Raw genomic sequence first — 4,293 nt, forward strand, 5'->3', positions numbered from 1 at the left:
CGGGATATCATTCGGGAGCGTACGAAGGCAGGGCTTTCATCTGCACGTGCGCGCGGCCGCATGGGTGGAAAAAAGAAAGGGCTGAGCCTGGAAGCTATTAAGAAAGCCCAAACAGCAGTGATGCTCTACAAAGAAAAAAAATCCGCCGAAGAAATTGCCGGTATCATTGGCGTAGGACGCTCGACGGTCTACCGTTACCTGGAAGCAATGGGTCAAAAGAGAGTCTTGTAAGCCCAATATTTCATCAGTCCGGAAATCAAAAGCACCTGATTTAAATTTCTATTTTACTTTTGGCCGAAGAAATAGTTGCAACCATAAATGCAAAGCGCCCGACAAATCGCCGGGCGTTTTGCATTTCATCTTTTTGAGAATTATTCTAACAGTATCCGGATGATATCTACCTTGTTCTCTTTCAGCCTACTATTTTTGATATGGAGGTAATAGGTACCGCGAGGTAACGCTTTTGCATCGATTTCTACCTGCTTGCCATTTTTGAGGCCGTTGCTCTTATAAAGGCTTTGAACATTAACGCTTTTAACGTTTTTAGTTGATTTTTCGGACATTAGAACGATTTCATCCGGCAAGGACTCTGCACGTTCGATATGATCAAATTCAATCGTAATATAGTCTTTTGCAGGGTTCGGAAACACTGTGTACTTAGCGAAACAGTTATTCGTACATATGGTCAATGTTTGATTCGTTGCACCACAACTATTATAAATATTTACATCTAAGTAGTAACAATTAGAGTTATACGCAGTGAAAGCAGTACTCGATTGGCTTGCATTAGCGATAAAGCCGTTTGGATCGCTTTGAGACCAATTATATGAAGCAGAAGGGTCGTTTGGCACCGCTGCAATTGGAATGTAGCTGTTCGTGCACCCTGTTCCATTTGACGTAGATTGACCATTAACCAAAAAACCACCGAATTGAGGGGGGCCAACCAATATCCGGCGTGAGACTGTACCGCCACCATTACATCCAATGGTAAAGGTGATCGTCACATCTTCGGCGTTAATTCTAGTAAGATTTGCAACAGTCCCGCTACCTGATGTTGGTGAAACACCGGAGGGTGTTGAAACCGACCAACTAACGGGAACTCCTGCAGGTACATTAGTTAAAGTATAAGTGCCGGTAGTGCAAAGCAGTGCAGGTCCGGAAATACTCGGCATAGCCATCTGAGCCAATGTTGTCGCGCCGGTGCCTGTTGGATCAAGCCAATTACTTAACCGTGTGTCATTTGTTCCACCGCCATTCCAGGACACATCAAACCTACCGTAATGCCCACGCCGACTACCGCAATAGTTATTATCTGTATTCGTAAAGTCTCCATGTAATTGACCCACGATTTGACTATTCTGATTGAATATCGGGGAACCAGATGAGCCATGCTCCACAGTGCCGGTTTCGAAAATTGCCTGCCAGTGTGTGTTTGCAGGATGTAGCAGCGGAAGTCCCCAATTGGTAGCTACTGCAACGTTTGTCAAGGCATTTTGTTCAACTGAAATTTTCTTAACATCACCTTGAGGATGATGAATAGCTACGCCGGAAGTGGCCGCAGTAGTACTCCTTGACCATCCTGCATAAGTGAACGGTTCCCCATTTTGGGGCCTTTGATCAAGCTCTACGAGTGCAAAATCTGACTGCCAAAAGCCAGACCTGTAAGTTGCACTATTATATGAAATCGTAGAAAAAGCCGATGGTTCTGGACCGCCACAAGAAGGACTCTCGTACTTAAATAGAAACACCCATTGATCGACCTGACCTCTTTCTGCTACCGAAGCATCTGAATTCCGATCTGAATCCACACAATGGAAGGCGGTTAGGAAAAAGGGTCTGAGATTTTGGCAGGTATTATTAATTAATGCCCCTGAACAATAACTTTGAGCGTCGTTTAACAATACGCGGGCCACAGAATTTCCTTCATCTCTCCAATTTGCTCCTTCGGCACAAGCTATATCACGTTCACACCAAGCCCCTGATCCATATCCAAGAAATGCAGTTGTATAGCCGTGAATCGCCGTAGCAATATGAAGTTCGTTGAATTGGACACCAGTCGCAGGAGCTGTAACCTGAATGACAATTCCAGTACCTGGTAGAACGTCTGTCCAAAACTTTTGAGAATCAGGGTTATGTTCAGCTGTAACCGGTCCGTATAGGATTCTCTTATCAGTTGTATAAATGTATAAATTGGTACCCTTTGCCAATTTAAAACGATCAAAAGTGAGGTTGATACTGGTTGCTCGTTGAGAGGTGATAGCATAAACTGTTGTTATTGAGTCTGACGAGCGGAATTGTTTTCCGGCTGCCATCACGTCAACATTGACCTGAAACGCTTTGCCAAAACGCATCGGCTTGCCTCGTAAACTGTTTATTGAATCTTCTTTCAAAAGAGCACTGAAGTCTACATCGGGGAGTCGGAATGTTGGCAATTGATCGGTTGCGATTAGTTCTTTGATACCAAATTTTTCAATTGTGCCGGAACCCAAATAACGGGTAACAATTTGGGCCTTGGCAGTCGGTAATAGGGAAAATGCTAAAATTGAAGCAATAATGACCCTCAGGGAAAAAAGACAATACACTTTCTTCATAGCAAATAGGTTTAGACGTGGAACATTTATTTAGAATTTTCTTCGAGGCAAGAATTAAGATAAGTTTGAGTTATTGTAATAAATGATTCTGGTTGACAAGCGACATACTCTTTTCTAGGATATCCTCCTTCACGATATGTAAAATAGAAAATAGAATCTTGCTTCAAATTGAATGGATCAGAAGCGCTTTTTGCATAAACAGAATCAAGACTCGCAGCAAAGCAATTTTCATAAACTCGTCCGTCGCTTGTCCAGGTTTTACCAGAGTCGGTACCATCCAAGATTTGAATCACATTTCCTAAGCAATAAGGTACAGTACCTAAAAATTTTCCTTTTACGCATTTTTCTCTAACATCAGGAGAATCTACGCAGGCTAGCAATCCAATGAGACTTGCAAGAGAGGTAATGATGAAGCGTTTCATAGCATTGTGTCGTTATTGGTTTTAGAAATACAGATTATTGAGGTAAGCGAATGGTCGCTGATTACCTGAAAGGGCACGTACCATTCAAAAAAGTTGAAAAAAAAATGATTGCAAAAGGTATATTCAAACTATAATACTAATTACCTGATTAAGCCTTAATTTCGGTTAAATCAATGAAATAACCATAGTTGCCGCGAAAAGTTGGCTGCGTAATTGCACCATAGCAATCTTTACGCTTGTATGATATCAGCACCCTCGCACCTTGTTTTTTGAATTCGGTAGATAGCGAGTCGCAAGGCACCAATATATTGGGACCGGCTGCGTGACTACTTCTCTCAAAATCCGCTGGATCTGTGCTTAGCACGTACCAATCGGGGCGCTGACTAGCTCCGGGAGAGCCGCCTTGCATATAAACTACAACCGCTTCTACATCTTTGACTTCTTCGGCTACTGTGGCGCCTTCACAATCACACTGTTTGGTTTGAACTTCGGGGTCATCGGAGGTGCACTGAATGAATGTGCAGAGTAAGGCAAGTCCTATCATAATTAATCGTAGGTTTTTTTTGTGCGAATCCATAGAGACATCGTGGTTTTTGGTAAAAAGATGCTAGACAGTATATCATGCGACAGGATTGAGCAGTGTATAACTTATAGACATATAATTAGTAAGAAGCGTTGTAAAAGGCAATAAAATATTTGCATATTTATAGAAAATTGTAGAATTAGTTGTTAATATAAGCTCTCTATTACATGGACAAAGGGGTGCCATCCAGTTCTACTATTTGAGGGAGCCTGGTTTTCATATCATCAGTCAAAAGCGAACTAAATCTTCGGTACGTTTCATGATGCAACTGTTCATCCAGCCAACCGACCATCCTTTCCAATGTCCCAATGGATGGGAAACAGCTTCAAAAGGAAGGTTATCAAGTCGATGAAAAAGATCTGGAACATATCTCTCCGGCCCCTTTTGAGCATATGAACCGGTTAGAGAAATACGATTTCAACGATGAAATCAGCTTACAAGAGAATGGGCTACGAGCGTTGCGGCAGCCAGTCGATAAGCGTTAATTAGCAAACCGCTATTTTCCGTCCATTTGTAATGAAAATCTCATGCTCTATAAGGAAAAAAAAACTGCGGAACAAATTGCCAGCATCATTGGTGTAGGACGTACCACGGTTTACCTATACCTCGAAGCAATGGGTCAAAAAAGAGTCTTGTAAGCCAATATTTTATCAGTCCGGAAATGAAAAGCACCTGCTTTAAATTCCTATTTTACTTT

6 protein-coding genes are annotated in these 4,293 nt (G+C 42.1%); 3 read left to right on the forward strand and 3 right to left on the reverse strand.

The window, feature by feature from the left end; translation table 11 throughout:
• On the forward strand, positions 1 to 231 hold a 231-nt coding region (locus ACTIE6_RS19000), incomplete at its 5' end, for a helix-turn-helix domain-containing protein (RefSeq protein WP_439558144.1).
• A gap of 140 nt (positions 232 to 371) precedes the next feature.
• Here the strand turns inward: ACTIE6_RS19000 and ACTIE6_RS19005 are convergent.
• From ACTIE6_RS19005 to ACTIE6_RS19015, 3 genes are all read right to left on the reverse strand, one after another.
• Positions 372 to 2,591, reverse strand: coding sequence for a trypsin-like peptidase domain-containing protein (locus ACTIE6_RS19005; RefSeq protein ID WP_439558145.1), 2,220 nt, complete (start codon positions 2,589 to 2,591; stop codon positions 372 to 374).
• A gap of 26 nt (positions 2,592 to 2,617) precedes the next feature.
• Positions 2,618 to 3,013 carry a hypothetical protein gene (locus ACTIE6_RS19010; RefSeq protein WP_439558146.1) on the reverse strand — a complete coding sequence of 132 codons (396 nt, stop codon included), beginning with the start codon at positions 3,011 to 3,013 and terminating at the stop codon, positions 2,618 to 2,620.
• 148 nt (positions 3,014 to 3,161) lie between these two features.
• The gene (locus tag ACTIE6_RS19015) at positions 3,162 to 3,590 is read right to left on the reverse strand and encodes a hypothetical protein (protein WP_439558147.1); all 429 of its coding nucleotides are present in this window, start codon (positions 3,588 to 3,590) and stop codon (positions 3,162 to 3,164) included.
• A gap of 314 nt (positions 3,591 to 3,904) precedes the next feature.
• Here ACTIE6_RS19015 and ACTIE6_RS19020 point away from each other — a divergent pair, with 314 nt between their 5' ends.
• Both ACTIE6_RS19020 and ACTIE6_RS19025 read left to right on the forward strand, forming a co-directional pair.
• Complete coding sequence (locus tag ACTIE6_RS19020; protein WP_439558148.1) at positions 3,905 to 4,081, forward strand: hypothetical protein; 177 nt, start codon at positions 3,905 to 3,907, stop codon at positions 4,079 to 4,081.
• A 42-nt stretch (positions 4,082 to 4,123) separates the two neighbouring features.
• Positions 4,124 to 4,234, forward strand: coding sequence for a helix-turn-helix domain-containing protein (locus tag ACTIE6_RS19025; protein ID WP_439558149.1), 111 nt, complete (start codon positions 4,124 to 4,126; stop codon positions 4,232 to 4,234).
• Positions 4,235 to 4,293 lie beyond the last annotated feature (59 nt).

Origin of the sequence: Dyadobacter sp. (genome assembly GCF_051859145.1) — a bacterium.
Taxonomy (GTDB): domain Bacteria; phylum Bacteroidota; class Bacteroidia; order Cytophagales; family Spirosomataceae; genus Dyadobacter.